Here is an 18,525-nt window from a genome sequence, read left to right on the forward strand (position 1 = left end):
CATGCGCCAGGCCCTCAGAGCGGGCCGCTCCAAGTCTCTGCTGACGCCCCATATCGCTAAACCCCCAACTGGTAACCATGCCTACTATCGCGCTTGCGGCATAGCGGCAACTTGATTCTGTCGCCTTGAGCGCGATCTCGGCTGCATTATGCTGTCTTGCAGCGCCGATACCCGACCCATCTCCGTGATATATCGCCTAATATTTCAAGAGATTACGAATCGAGCAATTGTCTGTGGGTGCGTCAAGGGCATGTTTATGCTGCGTTTGCACATTAGCGGGCCATGCTTGCGATCAGGCGCGATGCAGCATAAGCAGCCAGCATGAATACAGAGACGCAAGTGGCGGGGCACCGCAGGGCCGGAATGGCAGCGGCGCTGACGCTGTCATTCCTCCTTCTTCTTCTGATGCTTTGGCCGAAATATCTGTCGTTCGACATCGGCCCGACACGGATCGGACCTTACCATTTTGCAGTGCTGGCCGCGCTCGGCATGGTGGGCGTGATGCATCTGCGGACACAGCGATTCTTCCGCGGAGACGACCTGATAGCGCTTGTGGCCATTCTTGCCTTCCTGGCATTCTGGTTCGTGCGGTTACTCGCGTCGTCGATTGGACTCGATCCCGGAAGATCGGTGTATCTAGTCCTTCGCGAAGCGCTGATGTCTGGCTCAGTGTTCCTGTTTGCCCTGTCGCTGGGCAAGGCCACCGACCCACTGCGCCTATTCACCCGCATGATGGGGATTGCCATCCCAATCATGCTGATGGCCGCGCTGATCGAGATGCGGCAGCAGCGAACGCTGCCTGACTTGATCTTCTCGGTCTTGCCAATCCAGATCGATGCCGAGTTCTGGCTCGACCTCACCCTGGACAAGATACGCGACGGGGGTTTCCGCGCTCAGTCGCTGTTCACGCACCCGATCATGTACGGCGTTGTCATGGCCGGCCTCATGCCGCTGTGCGCGGCAATGACTCTCAATGCGCGAGGCTATGCCAAGACCCTGCCGCTGATGCTGGGCCTCTGTTGTGTGATCGGGGTCTGGCTGTCGGGAGCGAGGTCCGGCCAGCTCGCCGCGCTGATGGGTCTCGGCGCGTTCGGTGCGATATTGTTGGCGATGAACCGCAACACCGTGAAGTTCTTCGCCGTGGCGCTGCCGTTCGCCGGCCTGGCCGGCATTTTCCTGTATCAATACGTCCTGGCGCTGATCGTCGGTCGCACCTCCAACGAGCAGCTGAGCAGTTATGTGCGTGGCATCATGTGGGATTATGGCTGGCCCGCATTTTTGCGCCGTCCGATCTTGGGTCATGGCGACGGGCTGAGCCTGGACCTGGCAGGGCTGAAGACCGGGTACGGAATACGCACGATCGACGATTACTACCTCACTTTGCTGCTCGATTCCGGCATCGTGGGGCTCGTGCTCGCAGCCTTGTTCGTCGGGACGATCGTGATCGCGGCGCTCACCTATCGGGCGAGTCCGAAGGAGCAGCGGTTGGTGGCCGGGCTCGCGAGCGGGGTCGTCGCGATCGCGATAGCGCAGAAAGCGAACTCATTGCAGGAGGCGGTCACCTACATCTATCTCTTCGGTGGCCTGATCCTCGCCGCGCGCGCTCGCGCCAGCCTTGCGGCGCGGCGAGCGCGGCGAACTCCGGTCCAATATGCTGTATCGCAAGGCCCGCTGGCGGCCGCGAGGTAGGGACCGCGGGCGCTCAGGCAAGGAGGTCGCCCGGCAAGAAGGAAAACGGGTGACTACAAATTTCCCAAGGACAAGTTGCCCGGTGGGGGAAGCCGCTTGAGGTCGGGTCTTCCGCGCAACGCCGCATGGAATGTGGTCGCTGGCCTCGCTTCGGTTTCAACCAGCATGCTGCTGCCGCCCTTTCTGGCGCGATGGCTCACGCCCGAACAGTTCGGAGGGTGGGCGCTGTCCCTTCAAGCGGCGGGATTCCTGAATTACCTGAATTTCGGGCTGCAACTGGTGGCCGCTCGCTTTATCGCGACCGCCGATGCCACGGGTGATCGCGCGCTGCGCGATCGTGTGGTCGCCACGTCGATGGCGGCCTTGCTTGTGCTTGGGCTGATCGGCCTGTTCGCAATCTTTCTGTTCTGCTCGCAGCTCGAACGCTTCGTGCCCCACGCCACACCCGAACTGCGCGAGCAGATGCGGCACGCAATGTTGTGGCTGGCCGCCAGCTATTGCATTCAGCTGCCGCTCTCGATTCTCCTCGCGATCTTTATCGGGCTGCGCCAGAACGGGTATTACGCTTTCGCTACCTTCGTCGGGCGCGCGGGAACTTTCGTAGCGGTGCTTATCACCGCGTTCGTGACGCGCGACATTGTCGCGGCCTCCCAAGCCTGGTTCGTCGGGACGGTGCTAGGTGGAATCTTTTGGATCGTGCTGTGGCGTGTCCGGTCCCCTGATCCAACCCTGAAGCCCTCGATGATCACTTCCGGCATGGCCCGCACTCTGGTCAAGGAAAGCGGTCCGCTTGCGGTGTGGAGTCTGGCGATGCTCTTTACGGCGCATTTCCAGATTCTAATCGTCGCGCGGTACGATTATGCTGCCGTCCCGGCCTTTGCATCCGCGTTCGCGCTATCGATGCTGGGAATAGGGCTGCTTCAGGCCGCCGGCGGTTCAGTCGTGCCCCAGATCGGGGCGGCTGGCGCCGGGGACCAGCGGCATGAGACACGGAAGCTGCTGTATCGCGCGACGCACACTCTGAACCTGGTGCTGGGCTTGGGGACGGCGTTTCAGATGGTAGCCGGCTGGTGGATCATGCGGTTCTGGCTCGGCCCGGCCTATGCCGCTCAGGGGGCCGTGCTGTTGACGCTTCTGGCGCTGCTCCAATGCATACGCGGCTCGGGCGGAACCTATTCGATGGTTGCGATCGGTGTTGGCGTCCAGGGCCGGATGACGCGAAATCCCATTATTGAGGCGCTGGTCAGCTTCGGGCTCGCCTGGCTGCTGGCGCCCCGCTTCGGCGCGGTCGGAGTCGGGCTGGGCATGTGCGTCGCCGGCTTGGTAGGCGTGGCGCTGATGATGAGGCAGAACCCGCTGCGCGACCGTGTGCACGATCTGGACATCCTGCCCTATGTCTGGCGATGCCTCCTGCTTCCCCTCGCGCCCGTCTACATTGCGATTGGCGCGGTTTTGGTGATGCCGGTCGATGCGGGTCTCCTGGCCGTAGGAGGAGTGTTGCTGCTGTGCGGCGCGGTTGGTGCGGCCGTGACGACGCGCGAAGACCGAGCCTTCGTTATGGGGCTCCTCAAGAGGCGCGCATGATAGACCATGCGGCCGCTCAGGCCGCCGAGGTGGCACGGCGCATCCCGGGTCTACCTAACCCGTACCAGTACGAGCGCGACGCGGTATGGACGTCGATACCATCTCCAGCGGTCCAGCTTCGCAAGCGCTCGTCTCGGCTGGAGCGCGGAGATCAGCACCCTTGCCAGCGTTATGGCAACCTCCCGCCAGATGCCGTCTGCGCGCATTTCGGCGGAATAGGTCTGTCCCATGAGCTCCTCCACGATCACTGGCGTGGTCCCTGGAAAAGCCGCGGCAAGATCCTCGGGGCATGGACGATATAGCGTATCGATGGGATCGGGATGATAAGGGTAACTGGAAGGGACGGTCGCGAGGATCAGCCCTCCCCGACCTACGATGGCGGCGCAAGCTCTCATGACCTCATCGCGGTCCGTGACATGCTCGAGCAGATTGGAAACCAGTACGCATTTGAAATCCATCGCCCGAAGCTGCTGCTGAACCTTTGGATCCAGGACGTTCCCGGCCAGATCGATACCTTCAGCGGACTTCAAGTCGCAGTGAAAGACCTTCACGCCAGCCTTCCGTAGCGGCGTGAAGAGGTCACGCTCGATAAAGGGCTGCCTGATTTCGCGGTATTCCGCCGTTCCCGAGCCCAGATTCAACAAAGGCGAGACGGGACGATCGATCAGTATTTCGCACAAGCGTGCGGCTTCGCCTCGAAACATCGCCACCCTAACGTCGCCCTCATCAGGCGGATTCTGTACCCACTGCCGTTAAACATCGTAATGTGTCCCCCGTTTGAACACCGGAGAAGTGCATCGCATCACTACCATTCTCGTATTGGGATTATCGGGGCGTGGTGCTGGCCTAAGTAACCACCCCCTGGCGCAGACGCAGCATACGCAGGCGCAGCCACGAGGACTTGGTAGCGGACATTCCATATTTCGCGAACACTGCCTCGATATCCATCGAAATGGCCCAATGGTGTGTCGCCACGTAGATGTCGTCCGCAATGAGCAACGGCAGGTATTTGCGCCAGCTTGCCGGCACATGCCCGCCTTCGATGAGCGCGAGGCGCAGCGCATGGCCCTTGTCGATGAATCCGAGCTGGGTTTCCAGGCGCGAGGATTCATTTTCCGCGATGCGCAATGCGCCGAGGGTCTCGTCGAGCCGGTAAAGCGGGCGGTGGACCGACCAGCGCGCGTAGAATGCATAATCGGCGGTGGGAAAATCGGCCTCGAGGAAGCCGCCTTGCTCCAGCATCAGCGCCCGGTCACCCATCAGTCCGATCGTGTTTCCGAGCAGGTTTCCCCAAAAGAGATGGCGAGGGCCAACCTGCCACAATCGCTTTCCACCATGGAGAAACCGGCGGACAATCTGCTTGATGCCGACCGGCGTTAGTTTGTGCCCGGACCGGCCCTGGCCCACGCGCTGGTCGAACATCTCGCAATCGGCCACCACGGCCGGGGCCCCGGTCTTTTCCAAAGCGGCCAGCGTCTGCTCGACGAACTGGGGCTTGAGCAGATCATCGTCGTTGAGCAGATTTATCCACTTCGTCTTGGCCAGTTCCAGGCAACGATTCCAGTTGCCGAACATGCCGATGTTTTCGGCATTGACGTAAACGCTGACATTCGCCGGCTTCGTCTCATTCAGAAAGGCCAGGATCGCGCTGCGGTGTTCCGGAGCCGATTGATTATCGACGACGATCGTCTCGATCCTGCGGCTTGTCCGCTGGGCCAGGGCGCTGGCCAGGGATTCGCGCACCAGATGCGAGCGGTTGAATGTCGGGATGGCGATCGTCACCTCGGCGTCGCCCGACGCGCCCGGCCCCCAGATCAGTTCGGAGGAAATGAGATCATATTGGGTGGAGCGCGGCTGCTGGGCCAGATCGACCATCACGACGCCGCCATCTCCGCGATTCCTTCCATCAGGTCGCGGGCGGGGCTCCACCCGGGCGGCGTGCGGCCCTTCGTGTCGACCAGCGTCATGACTTCGCGCTCGCGATACGGCCTTCCGCCGAAGCTTGCGGCGATATCGGCGCCTAGCGCCTTGCCGGTCAGTGCGACCAGTTGCTTCACCGTCATCCGGTCGCTCGACACGAAAAAGCTTTCCCACAGCGAATTGTCGGTCGCGAGCAGCCGATCAGCCGCGATCAGGAAGGCGGCGATCACGTCCGAAACATGCGTCAGGTCGATTACCTGGTCGCCCGGCGACATCGCCAGCGGTTCGCCGGTCCTCGCCGCATCGATCAGGATCGCCAGCAGCTTGCGGCGTGGGTCACCGCGGCCATAGGTGTCGAATAGCTTCAGAGTGATCGCGGAAATTTTCTTCGCGTCGTGATAATAAAGCGCGATATCTTCGAACGCTTCCTTGGTGGCGCTGTAAAGATTGACCGGGTCGTATTCGGGGCCGCGATAATGCTGCCAGCCGGTGCCCGTATTGACCAGGCGGGTCACCCCGCACTGGACCATCGCTTCGAGCAGCTGCGCAGGAAACAGGACGTTGGACCGGACCAGCGCCTCGACCTGATCGGGCTTGTGATCGGCCAGGAACAGCGAAGCGAGATGAAACACGACCTCCGGCTTCGCAACGCGGACGATGTCTATCATCCCCTGTGTCGTGCCGTCGTGGAGATGGACCTTCGCATGACCTGCCAACTCCGCCGTGTCGCTGCCTGGGCGCACGATCGCGTGAACGGTCCAGCCGCACTCGACCAGCTTCTTCGTCAGCTGCCCCCCGATGAAGCCGGTTGCCCCGGTAAGAAGCGCGACCTTAATTGCCATGGACGGCTTCTTGAAGACGGAAGGGACTGTCGAAATCGCCGAAGCGCGGGTGGCGCTGGTCGCGCTCGGATAGGAGAGGGGCGTCCACGCCCCAGTCGAACCCGAAGCTGTCCCAGGCGATGCCCGCATCGGCGGACGGCGCGTAGACGCTGGTCACCTTGTAATAGAGCGTGCTGAGATCGCTGCGCGAAACGAAGCCGTGTGCGCAACCAGGCGGCATATAGACGCCCTGACCATTATCGCCGGTCAGCTCGAAGCTGGCGCATTTGCCAAATGTCGGTGAATCGGTACGCAGGTCCAGCACGACATCCAGCACTTCGCCGGCGAGGCAGAAGACAAGCTTGGCATGGTCGTGGGGCGGCAACTGAAAATGCATGCCGCGCACCACGCCGGCGACCGAGTGGGAGAAATACTCCTCCTTCCAATCGGTACGCAGCCCAAGGCCTTCGAACATGTCCTGGTGGAACGTCTTGACGAACGCACCGCGCGCGTCGGCCATCACTCGCGACTGGAGGATGCCGACGCCCGGCAGCATGCTTTCGATGAACTCCACCGCCTGGCCCCTAGAAGTTGAGGCCGAAGAACTCTTCCAGCTTTTCGCCGACAAAGTCGAAATGCTCCTGGCCCAGCGCCGGAAACAGGCCGATCCAGAAGGTGTCGTTCATGATGATGTCCGTATTCCGCAGGTCGCCGACCACGCGGTGCGGCACTTGCGCGAAATAGGGCTGCCTCGTCAGGTTGCCGGCGAAGAGCAGGCGGCTGCCGATCTTGTGGTCGTCCAGGAACTTGACGACATCGACGCGCTTTACGCCCGCCGTCTCGCGCAGCGTGATCGGGTATCCGAACCAGCTAGGGACCGAATTCGGTGTGGCCTTCGGCAGGATCATGAGATCCTCCAAGGAAGCCAGGCGCTGGGTCAGCAGGTTGAAATTCCGGCGGCGCACCTCGATCAGGCCGGGCGCACGCTCCAATTGCGCAACGCCGCAGGCGGCCTGCATGTCGGTGATCTTCAGATTATAGCCCGTGTGCGAATAGACATATTTATGATCGTACCCGAACGGCAGCGTCCCGAATTTCTGCCCGAAGCGAATGCCGCAAGTATTGTCGCAACCCGGCGCGCAATAGCAGTCGCGGCCCCAATCGCGGTAGGATTCGATGATCGGCTTCAGCTCGTCGGAGTTGGTGAACACCGCGCCGCCTTCGCCCATCGTAATATGGTGCGCAGGATAGAAGCTGAGCGTGCCGATATCGCCGAACCCACCAACGATCTTGCCATCGTAAGTGGCGCCCAGCGCGTCGCAGCAATCCTCGACCAGCCAGAGATCGTGCGCGTCGCAGATCCGGCGAATCTCGGCCAGGTTGAATGGATTTCCCAGCGTGTGGGCGAGCATGATCGCCTTGGTCTTGGGCGTGATCGCCGCCTCGACCAGGCTGGCGTCGATATTATAGGTTGGGATGTCTACATCGACGAAGACGGGGATCAGTCCGTACTGGATCGACGGGTTCACCGTGGTTGGAAAGCCTGCGGCGACCGTGATGACTTCGTCACCCGGGCGCATCGCCCGTGCACCCAGCTTGTGCGAGGTGAGCGCGGCAAGCGCCAGCAGGTTGGCCGATGAACCCGAAGTCGTGGTCAGCACATGCCGCACGCCCAGGAACTGGCCCAGATTGGCCTCGAACTCGGTGTTGAACCGGCCCGTGGTAAGCCAGCCGTCCAGCGACGCCTCGACCATCAGCTCCAGCTCGCGTGCGCCCATCACCTTGCCCGAAGGCGGGATCACCGTCTCGCCGGGGATGAAGGCCTTTGGCGCATATTGCTCCTCGGCGAACTTCCGGACGAGCTCGCCGATCTGTTCGCGAAGGCCTGTCATCGTCTCAGTGACCATATTCTCTATCCCTTACCGGCCGAAGCAGCGGCCATATATTCCCCGATCTCGGCGATCGAGCGTTTGCGCATGTCTTCGCCGGCCAGCCACGCCTTGTGCCAATCGACGATCCGTTTCAGCGTTGATCCCACATTCCATGCGGGGCGCCAGCCCAATCGGTTGCGGGCCTTCGACGTGTCAAGCTTCAGGAAATTGGCTTCGTGCGGATGCGGGCCCGCGTCCCGGACCCATTCCGCGCCTTCGCCCCAATAGGCCTTGAGCTGTTGGACTATCGCGCCGACCGTTTGGGCGTCGTCGCCCTCGGGTCCGAAATTCCAGCCCTCCGCGACCTCGCCGCCTCGCTCCCACAGCGCCTGCGCCAGCACCAGATAGCCCGACAGCGGCTCCAGCACATGTTGCCACGGCCGAGTGGCGCCCGGGTTGCGAACGTACAGGGGCCGGCCCGCGGCGAAAGCCGCCAGCGCATCCGGCACGATACGATCCTCCGCCCAGTCGCCGCCGCCGATCACGTTGCCGGCGCGGCCGGACGCGAGCGCAACCCTTCCGTCGGGCGCGAAGAAGCTTGCGCGATAGGCTGCGGTCACCAGTTCCGCGCAACCCTTGGAATTGCTGTACGGATCGTGGCCGCCCATCGGCTCATTCTCGCGATAGCCCCAGTCCCATTCGCGATTTTCGTAGCATTTGTCGGTGGTGACCGAGACGATCGCGCGCAGCGAAGGCATCTGCCGCGCAGCCTCCAGTACCTTCACCGTGCCCATCACATTGGTGTCATAGGTCGTCAGCGGGTCCCTGTATGAAAGGCGCACGAGCGGCTGTGCGGCCATGTGGATCAGCACCTCCGGGTCGGCCGCGCGCATGGCGGCAGTCAGCGTCTCCAGGTCGCGGATGTCCGCGATGTGCGACGCCATTCCATCGGCCACCCGGGCCTCGTCGAACAAATTCTGCTCGCTGGGCGGGGTCAGCGCATAGCCGGTCAACTCCGCTCCCATTTCCTGGAGCCAAAGCGACAGCCAACTGCCCTTGAAGCCGGTATGGCCGGTCAGGAAGACACGGCGGCCGCGCCAGAATTCCGGATCGACCAGGCTCACCAGACTTTCCAGGGGGCCTTGCCGCTGGCCCATTGGTTCTCCAGGTTGATCTTATCGCGCAAGGTATCCATCGGCTGCCAGAAGCCCCGATGCTCGAACGCCATCAGTTCCCCCTCGGCGGCCAGGCGGTGCAGCGGCTCCTGCTCCCAGATCGTCGCATCCTCGGCGATATAGTCGATCACCTTGGGCGACAGCACGAAATAGCCGGCGTTGATCAGGCCGCCATCGCCCTCGGGCTTCTCCTGGAAGCTGGTGATCTTGTCGCCTTCGAGATGGATGGCGCCGAACCGGCCGGGAGGGGCGGCCGCAGTCAGTGTCGCCAGCTTGCCGTGCTTGCGGTGGAACTCGAGCGACTTCGTGATATCGACGTCGCCGACACCGTCGCCATAGGTGAAGAAAAAGGCTTCCTCATCCTTCACATGCTCCGCCACGCGGCGAAGCCGGCCGCCGGTCATCGAGCTTTCGCCGGTATCGACCAGCGTGACCCGCCACGGCTCCGCGCGGCGCTCATGCACATGGATGCTGTTGTCGCGCATGTCGATCGTGACGTCGGAGGTGTGGAGCGCGTAGTTGGAGAAATACTCCTTGATGACATAGCCCTTATACCCGCAGCAGATCACGAAGTCGTTGATCCCGTGCGACGAATAGATCTTCAGGATGTGCCAGAGGATCGGCCAGCCGCCCACTTCGATCATCGGCTTGGGGCGCAGCGAGGTCTCTTCGCTGAAGCGCGTGCCCAGCCCGCCTGCCAAGATAACAGCCTTCATCGAAGTTTCCTTACAAACCGGATTGTACGAATGCATCGTAGTGGAAATTTGCCTCGGGAAGCCCGCGTTCTGCAAGCAGCGCGCTGGCCTCGTCGATCATCGCCTGCGAGCCGCATGCATAGACCGAAGCGCGCGCGAGGTCAGGCCCTTCGGACAACATGACATGCTGCACATGCCCGCGCGCTCCCTCCCAGCTATCCGATGCACCCGAAAGCACCGGGGTGTAGTCGAGGGCGATCGGCAGGCTGCGCGGATTCCAGTAGAAATCCGAAGCGTGGCGATTGCCCCACAAGACCTTGATCCGCTTGGCGCGATGCTCGTCGCTGGAGATGATGTCCTCCAGCAACGCCTTGACCGGGGCGATGCCGGTCCCCGTCGCCAGGAAATACAGCGTATCGACCTCTCGCTCGCGCAGGCAGAAGCTGCCGAGCGGACCTTCGATCCTCACCAGGTCGTTCGCCGCGGCCTTGCCGAACCAATAGGCGCTCATCGCACCGCTCTCGAACCGGCGAATATGCAGTTCCAGCAGCCGGTCCTCGCGATGCGCGGCGGCGAGCGAATAGGAGCGCCGCAGCCCGTCATGCATCACGTCGATATACTGACCGGGTATGAATGCGAAATTGGCCGTCGGCGGCAGGCGCAGCAGCACAGTGACGATATCGTCGGTCAGATGCTCGATCGCGGAAATGCGGGCTGGCCAGGTGCGGGCAGTGACGGTTGCAAGCCGCGCCAGGTCTTCGGCATCCAGCTGCAGGTCGGAGACGGCGGCGCGGCAGCAGGTGAGGACCAGGCCGCGCTCGACATCGGCGGGGCTTAGCGCGACTTCCGGCTGGGTCGCGCGGGTCTCGCCGTCCAGGACGCGGGTCTTGCAGACGCCGCAACGCCCGTTGCGGCAGCTATATTCCAGCGCGATCCCGCCGGAGAGGGCCGCGTTCAGTATCGTCTGGCCCGGTTCAGACGCGAATGCGCGTCCGTTTCGAAGCCTCACAACGACCGACAATTTGCCCCCAAGCCCCAATTGTGCAGATGCGAGCGGTTAGAGCTTTGCCAAGGGTCCTGCAAGCCAAAAGGTGACGAAATTCGGCCAGAATAGAGACCGTTCCTCGATTTCCGCGTCGCACCCTAATCATTGACGGTCGGGTTCAGACTAGCTACCGCTTTCCGCGATCTGGGAGGGCGTTGATGAGCTTTGTCGCATGCAATCTTTGTGGTGCCGATGACTATACGGTAAGGTTCGAAGCGGGAGAGGCGCAGCCTGCCCGCATCGTGGAATGCAAGCAGTGCGGGCTGATGTATTCGAACCCGCGGGCAGCAGAGCCCGACCACGTCATCATTGCCGCTGAGGTCCGGACCGAGGCGAAGCGTGGCGAGCGCAACACCAAGGAAGAGCTGCAGGTCCGCGATTATGCGGGCACGCGCAAGATCCTGGCCGAGCGGTTTCCCAAACGCGGCAGGCTGCTCGATGTGGGCAACGGGTTCGGCTATCTCCTCGACTATTTCCGCAAGGATGGTTGGGAAGTAGCGGGCGTCGATCCGGAGGAGGGGCTGAATCAGCATGCACGCGAGGTGCTGGGACTGGACATCGTCACAGGTCTGCTACCCGACGCGAACTACCCCGACGAATCGTTCGATGCGGTCCTCATGATGCACGTGATCGAGCACGTGCCCGATCCTGACGAGACGCTGCGCGAGATTTTCCGTGTCCTCAAGCCGGGCGGCATGCTCGTCATGGAGACGCCGCGATACGACACGCTGATGATGAAGCTGTTCGGCCGGCGCGAACGGAGCCTGTCCTGTGCGGGCCACATCTACTTCTTCACCACCAAGACCCTGCGCGAGGTCTCGGAAAAAGCGGGCTTCACCGTGGTACGCGAAGACAAGGTGGGACGCTCGTTGACCATCGGCCGGCTGGTCACCAATGTCGGCATCATCACGCGCAGCACCAAGCTGCGCGACGCACTGATGAAGACTGTGCGCGGGATCGGCCTGGAGAACGTCTCCATGCATTTCAACGCTCGCGATATGGAGCGTATCTACCTCGCCAAGCCGGCATAATCCGGCCCCTGTTCTAGGCGAAAGTCGCCCAGGTGCGGGCGATGCCTTCTTTCAGCGGCACCGAAGGGCTCCAACCCAATTGGTCCCGCGCGCGACCGATATCCAGGACGATGGCCGGCGGATCGAATTCGCGGACGGGAAGCGTCTTTCGCCGAATCTTGCGGCCCGTCACGCTCTCCACAGTGTCGATAACCTCGTTGAGCGAGGCTCCCTGGCCGCTCCCCGCGTTGAACACTCCGGTCGCGCCGCTCTCGAGGGCTGTCAGCAACAGGCCGCACAGATCGTCCAGGTAGATGAAGTCCCGAATGATCGATCCGTCGCCGTAAATCACTGCTTCGCGATCATCCCGCGCGGCTGCGAGAAGAGCCGCGATCACGCCCTGCTGCCGTGCGGCGCTCTGCCCTGGGCCATAGGGGTTGGCAGGGCGTATGATGGTGGTCTGGAGCCCGTGCAGCTCCGCATGCATCCCCAAATACCGTTCGACGGCGCCTTTCACGATCCCATAGGAGCTGATCGGGCGCTGCGTATGCATCTCAGGAATGGGGTTGCGTTCGGGGCGCCCATAGACCGCCCCGCCCGACGACAGATAGAGGATACGGCTGGCGCCCATGCCGCGCATCGCCTCGAGCAATTGGATGTTGGGGATCAGGTTTTCGGTGACGTCGGCAACCGGATCGAGGCTCGATGTCGCAGGGAAAGTGGTCGATGCGAACTGGCATAGCATGTCCGCCCTGGCGATGAGATTAGGATCCGCCAGCAGGGCGTCGATCCCGCCCGCGATCCAGCCATAGGGAGTCGCTTGCGGGCGCGGTGACCGCGAGACTATCGTAACTTCATGGCCCGCAGCCGCGGCCGCGCTCGCGAACCGGCTCCCGATAAAGCCGCTACCGCCTATTAGTAGAATGCGCATCTATCGTCGTTCTATAGGCGGACATCAGGTTTACATGGGCGGTTTCATCGCTGAACTGCGCGTCGGACCATATCTTGGCGGCGCGGCCAAGGCGGCGCGCCTCACCCTCGTCGGTCGCGAGGCGCCGCATTGCCGCCGCGATCGAGTCGATATCGTCCGGCTCCACGACCAGGCCCCGCTCGCCGTCCGACACGAGTTCGGTGATCCCGCCCCGATGCGATCCAATCACCGGGCGCCCAAAGGCGAAGGACTGATTGATGACGTAGGGGAAATTCTCATGCCATATGGAAGGGACCACGACGAAGCGCGCGCGGCTGAGAATCAGGTCCAGCTCCTCGCCCCACATAGCGCCCAGGAATTCGACATTGGTGATGCCCTCGCGGGCGACATATTCCTGCAGCTCCTTCAGCTGCGGGCCGTCCCCGATTATCTTGACCGGGAAGCCATCGATCAGGGCGGCCGCCTTGATCAGCCGATCCACTCCCTTCTCCTCGATGACCCGGCCGAAATAGAGGCCATAGGGTTCATAGACGTCCTCAGCCCGGTAGATCGAGGAATTGAACGGGTTGCGGAACGTGGACCAACTGATCTCGCGATGCGGCCAAAATTCCTGCGTGGTGCGCGCCATGAACTGGCTGGAAAAGGTGAAATGGTCGAATCGCTCATATACGCGCATCCACTTGTGCACATAGGCTTCCGCCATGCTGGCCATCGAGATCGCCATCGATTCCTTGCAGCAATTGTTCTTCACCGCATTGAAGAAGCGGCGCGGCTTGCAATCGAAGCAGATGCGGTCGTGATGGAATAATTTATAGTTCGGGCAGATGTGGCGATAGTCGTTGAAGCTGCCGACAATGGGAATATCCAGATCCACGGCAGCGAACACCAGCGCGGGGCTCAGATGCACGTTCAGCGAGAATATCTGGAGGACATCTGGCTTGAACTGCTCGAACGCCCGGCGGATGATCTTGCGCTTGGCCGGGTCGTAGATCGAAGCCGGGAGATCCAGGATTTTCCGGACCGTGCTGGGGCTGTCATAGTCCGGCGCCTTTAGAATCAGCTTCTCCGCGCCTTCCATCTTGGCCGGCGTGCCCGTCGCGATCATCAAGGTCTCGTGCCCGGCTTCGCGCAGGATACGGTCGGTCTCCCAGAAGAAGACCTCCGCGCCGCCGGTCACGTTGAACAGTCTATGGGCGAGGGCTACGCGCACTCAGGCGGCGCCGACGGGCTGCGCGCCGCGCCAATATTGCTCCACCAGCTCGCGGGTGTTGCGGATATTGCCGCGGCTCGAAGCGCCGAACACGATCGCCTCGATATTGGGCTGGTTGCAGACCCATTCGATCGCCTCGCGAGCGGGGAGGGCGCCCGATGCGTAGACCGACATCGCGATCGCGCGGAACTCCTTCTCGCGCAGCGTGCGCTCATAGGCTTCCAGGCCTCCGCACATGCGAAACCCGATCTTGTTGATGTTGGAGCAGACGATCGGATTCTTGATTCCCACTTCCTCCAGCACATCGACCAGCATCGGCATGTTCATCGTAATGAAGCCGGGCTCGGCGCCATAGCGGTTCTTGATATGGTCGGCGAAAATGCGGAATGCTTCCTTGAAGCCCAGGCCCAAAAGCAGATCGACGACTACATTCTGGACGAAGATCACCGGCGTATTGAGCCCGCGGAACATCGCCATCTCGGCATCGATCAGCAACGTGCCGATGCCTTCCACATCCTTGCGGGCGATCGACATGCCGCCGCGCATCGCCGCGTTGATCAGGCCGTCCTCGGGCATGAACCTCTTGAGCGCCCCCAGCATGCCGTCCTCGGTGACCGCGTTTGCATATTTGTGTGCGTAGGGCATGCAGGGCAGGAAGCTGAAATCGGCATATCGCGTGGGATTGGCGCGCATGTGCTCCGCCACCAGCGCGATGCGATCGTGGGTTGTGCACATGAAGGAACGAACGCCCTCGTCATAGGCGGCGTCCAGCACATCGATCACGGCGCCGATATCCTGAAAGCGCATCGACTGCGCGCGCGCCTTTTCTTCGGACATGTGGTTCACGCCAAAGAATTGGTTGTCGCCGAAAAGCAGCTTGTCCATTTCGAATCCTCAGGTTTCGGCAGTGTCAGCGGGGGAAGAGCGAGAAGCGCTTCTTCGGCGCGGGCGGCAGGCGCTGGGCGATCGGCCCCACATCGACCGGGCCGCGTTCGGCATCGGCGATGATCATCGAGATGACGCTGTCGGTCTGCGCCGCCGATTCGAAGCCATTGACGTTATCGGTCTTCCTGTCGCGGATGCACTCGACGAAATAGTCCATCTGCGCCGAATATTCCTCGCCGCGGATATAGAAGGGCACTTCCTCGGTCAGCTCGGTGGTGTAGCGGACGTTCCAGCCTTCCTCATAGCCGGGGATCGTCTTGGCGCCCTTGCGCAGGAATACCTGAACTTCCTGGCGATCGGCATAGATTCGGCCGTTGGTGCCCCAGATCGTGATCTTGGTCGACATCTTGCGGTACGATTCGTCGCTCCAGTTGACCGAGATCTGCGCGGTCTTTCCGTCGCCGAAATACAGGGTACCGTAAACCTCGTCGTCGGTATCGCGCGAGAAGATCTTGCCGAGCACGCTTCCGCCCACGCCGACCGGCATGCCGAAATACCAGTTGAGCAGGTTCAGCGGGTGCGCTGCGTAATCGTACAGGCAACCGCCGCCTTCGCTGCGCTGCGTGCGCCAGGTAGAACCCTTGGGCTTGAGCACGACCGGGCCATAGGCCTCGGCCATAACGTGGCTGATATCGCCGAGCACGCCGGCATCGATCAGGCGCTTCACTTCCTGGAACGCGCCGACAAAGCGATAGTGATAGCCGACCTGGTTCACCAGCCCCTTGGACGCCGCCAGTTCGGACAGTTCCTTGGCCTGGCCGGGGTCGAGCGTGAACGGCTTTTCGCAGAACACATGCAGGCCCTTGTCGAGCGCTGCCTTGACCATGTCATAGTGGAAGCGGGAAGGGGTCGCGATGATCACCGCGTCCAGCTCCGCCTCGGCCAACATCTTGGTATAGTCGGTATAAGTCGTCAGGCCGGTATATTTGGACAGCACGTCCAGGACGTACGCCGCCGGATCGCATACTGCGGCAACCGTCGCGTCAGGATGCGGATTGACCAGGCCCAGGTGGGAAATTCCCATCTTGCCCAGGCCGACAACTGCTACACGGATCATCGAACTACCTCTTTATGAACGTCGGCGCGCGGGTGCGGCAGGAATCAGGACTGGCGGAAGATCTCGACGTGCGTATCGACCACACGGTCCCACGAATAGGTGTCGCGGACATGGGCTTGCTGGGCGGCGCCATGTTCGCGAAGCCATGCGGGATCGGCGATAGCATGTTCCATCTGGGCCAACAGGTCCCCGGTGTCGCTCTGCTTGAAATAAATGCCGTGCTCTTCGAGGACGTAGCGGTTCATTTCGATATCCGAACAGATGATCGGGGCGCCCAAGAAAGCGCTTTCGAGAATCACCGGGGATAACCCTTCGAGGTCGGACGCCTGCACATAGGCGAAGCAGTTCCGCATCAATGCATGGGTGCCACCGCCATAGACATAGCCGGGCATCATAATGCGCGGATCGGTGGTCGACTTGATCTGCTGCTCATATTCCGTGGGAACGGGGCTGCCGCCGATCAGGACCAGCTTCTTGTCCGTCTTGAGCCGCTCGAACGCGGGCACCAGATAATGGAGCCCCTTGTCCGGGATAAAGCGGCCCACGAACAGGAAATACTCGCCCTTCTTCAGGCCCAGCTCCTCCAAAATGGTCTCAGAGGCCGGATCGTAGGCGACATCCGCCCCATACGGAACGAAGGCGTATTTCTTATTGTATCGGTCCTCGAATTCCTTCCGGACGAATACATTGTCAAACAGCACCTCGTTATGAACACGCGCGGTAAGCGTGGTCATCGTCGTCATGTAGAGCTTTGCGAGGCCGGACCATTTGCTGCGTTCCCATTCCTTACCGTCTTCGGTCAGGAATGACTTCTTTCCGAACAGGCGCAGAATCGCGCCGAAAAGGCTGTTGCCGCCATTCTGCATATGGACCACGTCCGCCCGGTTGTGGCGGATGATATCCCAGGTCACCTTGGCCGAGTGCCAAAAGGCTTCCGCGCCGGATTTCCGGAAGGTTTTGAGGGTGTGGACCTCCACCCCGCGATACTCGTGTGTCGGCGGCACCTCTTCGCCCGGATAGGCGCGATTGTACCCAACGACCTTGTGGCCGCGGGCCGCGAGCCGCGTCAGCAGCTCCAGCGCGAACTTGTCCGCGCCTGCGCTACCGGCGCGCGGAGGAAAGCTGCGGAAGCCGAAAGAGGCGATCCGCAGGCTGGGCTGCTTGGTGGCGACCTGATCGGTCATGGCTGGCCTCTCCGTTTATCCGGATCAGTCCAGATAGCCTTTATAATAGTCGCGCAGATACTCTTCCAGCGAGACCTTCCAGTCCCGCATCTTGTTCATGCCGCGCAGATCGAGCTTATAGTTGACCAGGCGTTCAGAGGGTGGGCGCTTCGCGAAATACTCCGCCGCGAAATGGTCGGACGATACCGCGGTAACCTTGACCTTGTCCTCAAGGCCTAGCAGCCGGACCATTTCCTCGCATACTTCGAAGCGGCCGGTCTCGCCGCCGCACACCATGTTGTAGAGGCCGTAATATTCGGTGTTGACCATGGCTTCCATCGTGGTGGCGAAATCGATGGTGTAGGTCGGGGTACCGAGCTTGTCATCGACCACCTTGAGCTCGGTCGAGCCGGCCTTGATCTGCTTGATCATCTTCGAGATGAACTTCTTGTCCTTCTTCGGACCGCCGCCCATCATCCAGCCTGCGCGGAAGATGTAGTGTTTGGCGATGCGCTTCTCCACGATGTGCTCGCCCATATATTTGGAACGCGCATAGACGCCCAGCGGATTGGGCTGGTCCCAGTCGTCATAGGTCAGTTGCTCGCCGTCGAAGATGCCGGCCGTCGAAATGTAGACCATCGGGATGCCGTGCGCGTTGGCCAGCGTCGTGGCGTTCTCCACCGCCAGCGTGTTGGTGCGATAAGCGTCGTCGGGGTTCTCTTCGCAATATTCCAGGCTGGTATGCGCGCCGAGATGGATCAGCAGCTCTGGCTTGAACGCATCGACGGCCGCCTTGTACGCATCGAAATCGCGGAAATCGAGGTACTCGAGCCAGTCCTCGTTGATGTCGATGTCGGAGCATCTAACTTCGTGCTTGGCCGAGAATACCTTGTGGATCGCCTCACCCAACATCCCGCCGCAGCCGGCCACATAAACCCTCATCCCCGCGTCCTTTTTCAGATCGATAGCCGCCCCCGGCGGATATCGGCGGACCGGGCAATGCCACCCGATCGAATAATGCTGATAGCGGAAATCGCCGCAGCGCAGCATGGCTATTAGGCACGGCTATAATGTGTTGCAAGCCATTCTCGCAGTGGCCGTGGCACGCATGCGGACACCCGCACTATGCGCTCGAATCGGTTGAGATCCCGCAGGGGACAAGGGGGCCGCGCGCAGCATGGGGGCAGCAGGACTATATTGCCGCGCATGTATCTTAGAATGCCGGTGACTTTATCTTACATGAATAGCCCCAGGCGGGCAGCTGGCGATGAGTGCCACGACACTCAGCCGATGCACCACAGGCCGGCACCGATCCGGAACCGGCTGGCACAGCTCAGGGGGCGGGCGGCTCCTCAACTGTCCGCGCGTCATATTGCGCTTGGTCACGGCGCGCTCCCCTGGATGCCTTT

The 18,525-nt window shown here is 61.7% G+C and carries 17 protein-coding genes; 3 read left to right on the forward strand and 14 right to left on the reverse strand.

What is annotated here, in order from left to right; all coding sequences use genetic code 11:
- The first annotated feature begins 363 nt into the window (after positions 1-363).
- Positions 364-1,689 (forward strand): O-antigen ligase family protein, encoded by a 1,326-nt coding sequence (locus VF617_RS15520; protein ID WP_331015811.1) that lies wholly within the window; start codon positions 364-366, stop codon positions 1,687-1,689.
- A 96-nt stretch (positions 1,690-1,785) separates the two neighbouring features.
- Positions 1,786-3,273 (forward strand): oligosaccharide flippase family protein, encoded by a 1,488-nt coding sequence (locus VF617_RS15525; RefSeq protein ID WP_331015812.1) that lies wholly within the window; start codon positions 1,786-1,788, stop codon positions 3,271-3,273.
- A 50-nt stretch (positions 3,274-3,323) separates the two neighbouring features.
- On the opposite strand, the gene VF617_RS15530 is transcribed toward VF617_RS15525, so the two are convergent.
- From VF617_RS15530 to VF617_RS15565, 8 genes are all read right to left on the reverse strand, one after another.
- A complete protein-coding gene (locus VF617_RS15530; RefSeq protein ID WP_331015813.1) occupies positions 3,324-3,983 on the reverse strand; it encodes a hypothetical protein in 660 nt (219 codons plus the stop codon).
- A gap of 136 nt (positions 3,984-4,119) precedes the next feature.
- A complete protein-coding gene (locus VF617_RS15535; protein WP_331015814.1) occupies positions 4,120-5,148 on the reverse strand; it encodes a glycosyltransferase family 2 protein in 1,029 nt (342 codons plus the stop codon).
- Entirely contained in the window at positions 5,148-6,035 is an 888-nt protein-coding gene (locus VF617_RS15540) for an NAD(P)-dependent oxidoreductase (RefSeq protein WP_331015815.1), read from the reverse strand. The genes VF617_RS15535 and VF617_RS15540 overlap by 1 nt, the downstream gene beginning before the upstream one ends.
- On the reverse strand, positions 6,025-6,588 hold the full coding sequence (rfbC, locus tag VF617_RS15545) for a dTDP-4-dehydrorhamnose 3,5-epimerase (protein ID WP_331015816.1): 564 nt from the start codon (positions 6,586-6,588) through the stop codon (positions 6,025-6,027). Before rfbC ends, VF617_RS15540 begins: the two co-directional genes overlap by 11 nt.
- A gap of 10 nt (positions 6,589-6,598) precedes the next feature.
- A complete protein-coding gene (rfbH, locus tag VF617_RS15550) occupies positions 6,599-7,921 on the reverse strand; it encodes a lipopolysaccharide biosynthesis protein RfbH (protein ID WP_331015817.1) in 1,323 nt (440 codons plus the stop codon).
- Between the two features lie 5 nt (positions 7,922-7,926).
- The gene (gene rfbG, locus VF617_RS15555; RefSeq protein WP_331015818.1) at positions 7,927-9,042 is read right to left on the reverse strand and encodes a CDP-glucose 4,6-dehydratase; all 1,116 of its coding nucleotides are present in this window, start codon (positions 9,040-9,042) and stop codon (positions 7,927-7,929) included.
- Positions 9,006-9,776 carry a glucose-1-phosphate cytidylyltransferase gene (rfbF, locus tag VF617_RS15560; protein WP_331015819.1) on the reverse strand — a complete coding sequence of 257 codons (771 nt, stop codon included), beginning with the start codon at positions 9,774-9,776 and terminating at the stop codon, positions 9,006-9,008. The genes rfbG and rfbF overlap by 37 nt, the downstream gene beginning before the upstream one ends.
- A gap of 10 nt (positions 9,777-9,786) precedes the next feature.
- Positions 9,787-10,764: a 2Fe-2S iron-sulfur cluster-binding protein gene (locus VF617_RS15565; protein WP_331015820.1), complete on the reverse strand. Its 978-nt coding sequence runs from the start codon at positions 10,762-10,764 to the stop codon at positions 9,787-9,789.
- 194 nt (positions 10,765-10,958) lie between these two features.
- Between VF617_RS15565 and VF617_RS15570 the strand changes: the two genes are divergently transcribed.
- On the forward strand, positions 10,959-11,831 hold the full coding sequence (locus VF617_RS15570) for a class I SAM-dependent methyltransferase (RefSeq protein ID WP_331015821.1): 873 nt from the start codon (positions 10,959-10,961) through the stop codon (positions 11,829-11,831).
- Between the two features lie 13 nt (positions 11,832-11,844).
- Here the strand turns inward: VF617_RS15570 and VF617_RS15575 are convergent, their stop codons facing one another.
- Genes VF617_RS15575 through VF617_RS15600 form a run of 6 tightly spaced genes read right to left on the reverse strand, consistent with a single transcriptional unit; the run spans position 11,845 to position 18,166 of the window.
- On the reverse strand, positions 11,845-12,741 hold the full coding sequence (locus tag VF617_RS15575) for an NAD-dependent epimerase/dehydratase family protein (protein ID WP_331015822.1): 897 nt from the start codon (positions 12,739-12,741) through the stop codon (positions 11,845-11,847).
- Positions 12,716-13,951 carry a glycosyltransferase gene (locus VF617_RS15580; protein ID WP_331015823.1) on the reverse strand — a complete coding sequence of 412 codons (1,236 nt, stop codon included), beginning with the start codon at positions 13,949-13,951 and terminating at the stop codon, positions 12,716-12,718. The genes VF617_RS15575 and VF617_RS15580 overlap by 26 nt, the downstream gene beginning before the upstream one ends.
- Positions 13,952-14,836, reverse strand: coding sequence for a hypothetical protein (locus tag VF617_RS15585; RefSeq protein WP_331015824.1), 885 nt, complete (start codon positions 14,834-14,836; stop codon positions 13,952-13,954).
- Between the two features lie 25 nt (positions 14,837-14,861).
- The gene (locus VF617_RS15590) at positions 14,862-15,953 is read right to left on the reverse strand and encodes a Gfo/Idh/MocA family oxidoreductase (RefSeq protein ID WP_331015825.1); all 1,092 of its coding nucleotides are present in this window, start codon (positions 15,951-15,953) and stop codon (positions 14,862-14,864) included.
- Between the two features lie 44 nt (positions 15,954-15,997).
- Positions 15,998-17,137 carry a glycosyltransferase family 4 protein gene (locus tag VF617_RS15595; protein WP_331015826.1) on the reverse strand — a complete coding sequence of 380 codons (1,140 nt, stop codon included), beginning with the start codon at positions 17,135-17,137 and terminating at the stop codon, positions 15,998-16,000.
- Positions 17,138-17,161: 24 nt separating this feature from the next.
- A complete protein-coding gene (locus VF617_RS15600; protein ID WP_331015827.1) occupies positions 17,162-18,166 on the reverse strand; it encodes an NAD(P)-dependent oxidoreductase in 1,005 nt (334 codons plus the stop codon).
- Between the last annotated feature and the right edge of the window lie 359 nt (positions 18,167-18,525).

It is taken from the genome of Sphingomonas sp. (assembly GCF_036388215.1).
GTDB lineage: Bacteria > Pseudomonadota > Alphaproteobacteria > Sphingomonadales > Sphingomonadaceae > Sphingomonas.

Excerpts from the sequence above, each read along its gene's own strand:
- VF617_RS15520 (WP_331015811.1), top strand. The coding sequence starts at position 364 with ATGGCAGCGGCGCTGACGCTGTCATTCCTCCTTCTTCTTCTGATGCTT.
- VF617_RS15535 (WP_331015814.1), bottom strand. The coding sequence starts at position 5,148 with ATGGTCGATCTGGCCCAGCAGCCGCGCTCCACCCAATATGATCTCATT.
- VF617_RS15540 (WP_331015815.1), bottom strand. The coding sequence starts at position 6,035 with ATGGCAATTAAGGTCGCGCTTCTTACCGGGGCAACCGGCTTCATCGGG.
- rfbH (WP_331015817.1), bottom strand. The coding sequence starts at position 7,921 with ATGGTCACTGAGACGATGACAGGCCTTCGCGAACAGATCGGCGAGCTC.
- rfbG (WP_331015818.1), bottom strand. The coding sequence starts at position 9,042 with ATGGGCCAGCGGCAAGGCCCCCTGGAAAGTCTGGTGAGCCTGGTCGAT.
- rfbF (WP_331015819.1), bottom strand. The coding sequence starts at position 9,776 with ATGAAGGCTGTTATCTTGGCAGGCGGGCTGGGCACGCGCTTCAGCGAA.
- VF617_RS15570 (WP_331015821.1), top strand. The coding sequence starts at position 10,959 with ATGAGCTTTGTCGCATGCAATCTTTGTGGTGCCGATGACTATACGGTA.
- VF617_RS15575 (WP_331015822.1), bottom strand. The coding sequence starts at position 12,741 with ATGCGCATTCTACTAATAGGCGGTAGCGGCTTTATCGGGAGCCGGTTC.
- VF617_RS15585 (WP_331015824.1), bottom strand. The coding sequence starts at position 14,836 with ATGGACAAGCTGCTTTTCGGCGACAACCAATTCTTTGGCGTGAACCAC.
- VF617_RS15590 (WP_331015825.1), bottom strand. The coding sequence starts at position 15,953 with ATGATCCGTGTAGCAGTTGTCGGCCTGGGCAAGATGGGAATTTCCCAC.
- VF617_RS15595 (WP_331015826.1), bottom strand. The coding sequence starts at position 17,137 with ATGACCGATCAGGTCGCCACCAAGCAGCCCAGCCTGCGGATCGCCTCT.
- VF617_RS15600 (WP_331015827.1), bottom strand. The coding sequence starts at position 18,166 with ATGCTGCGCTGCGGCGATTTCCGCTATCAGCATTATTCGATCGGGTGG.